The organism is Streptomyces sp. NPDC058051 (assembly GCF_042885475.1).
GTDB lineage: Bacteria > Actinomycetota > Actinomycetes > Streptomycetales > Streptomycetaceae > Streptomyces.
In genome coordinates this window covers 1-1,344 of sequence record NZ_JBHVRW010000087.1, presented here as the reverse complement: position 1 = coordinate 1,344, position 1,344 = coordinate 1, and the positions used below count along the sequence as shown (strand labels likewise).

Sequence of the window (1,344 nt, the reverse complement as noted above, 5' to 3'; positions counted from 1 at the left end):
CATTTTGGGGACGCTTGCGGAGCCGCCGTTGGCGATGGCGATGACGGCGTCGAGGACGGCGTTGACGAACTCCACGATTTGGGCGCCCTGGTTCACGATGAACGTGACGATGTCGATGATTCCCTTGACCGCGCGGACGAACGCGGAGGCGGGGTTGAGGAGGGAGATGATCCAGGTGATCCCGGCGATGATGACGGTGGGGATCAGGTAGCTGGTCAGTTTCTCCAGGATGGTGGCCTTGAGGTCGCCGGCTTCCTCGGTGATTTCCTTGACCGCGCCTGCGGGGCCTTCGGCGGCGAGTTTCTTCGCGACGGGCACCGAGGTCTCGACGGCGGACAGGGCCTGGTCGGGGACGCCCTTGCGGGTGATCTTGGCGCGGATGTTGGCCCAGGTCAGGCCGAGGAGGGAGCCGATGAGCTGGATGATGCCCTTGAGGTCGAACTTCTGCGGGAGTTCGAGCCCGGCCTTGACCGCGGTGCCCAGCAGCCAGGACACCACACCGGTCTTGAGATGCTCGGCAATGTTCGTGACGAAGAGGTTGAGCCCCGCGCCGACCGCACGGACGAGGTTGCCGAGGAACCCGATCGGGTCCTTGATGATCTTCATGATCGCGGAGGCGGCCTTCGCGAGGATCCCCAGCAGCAGGTTCTTCAGCTCGTTGATCGTCTTGATGACACCGACGACCGCGTCCATCGCCTTCGCGACCAGGCCCTTGTTGGCCTCCTGAAGCTTCTTGATCTCCTCGTCGACCTTGTTCAGAGCCGCCGTGTACTTCTGCGCCAGATCCTGGACCAGCTGTTCGGACTTCTCGTTGACACTTGATTCCAGGTCGTCGAACTTCCCCGCGAAGTCCTGCGCCGCCTCCTGACCGAACTCCTTCAGGTCCGCGGGAAGCCTGTCGACCTCCGCCTTCAGCTCCGTGCGCCCCTTGGCGATACGCGCCTTCGCCCTGCCGAGCTCGGCACCGATGATGTCGGCGACCGACGAGATGACCGTCTGCATCTTGCCGACGTAGAGCTTGCGGGCCTCCTGGTAGAGGTCATTGGCCTCCGCAGGCATGCCCATCAGCTTGTCCTTGGCCCACTTCGCCGGCCCGAACATCCCTGAGTAGCGTTTGTCCTTGTACGCCTTCATCCGGCGCTTGTGGTCGGCGGTGAACGCGTCCCTGGCCGCCTTCTCGCCGGTCGTGAAGGCCGTGTCGACCTTCTTGTCCAGACCGGACAGGGTCTCCTCGACGTCCTTCTTCGTCCCGTCGTAGACCTTCTGGAGCTTCGCGGTGACCTCGGCCCGCCGCTTCTCGTCCTTCGACTTCGTCTCGCCCTTCCCGCCGTCGACCTGCTTGCC

The 1,344-nt window shown here is 64.0% G+C and carries 1 pseudogene; it reads right to left on the bottom strand.

Annotated elements, in window-relative coordinates:
* Positions 1-1,344: pseudogene (locus tag ACFVUT_RS37725) on the bottom strand (hypothetical protein); the annotation flags it as partial.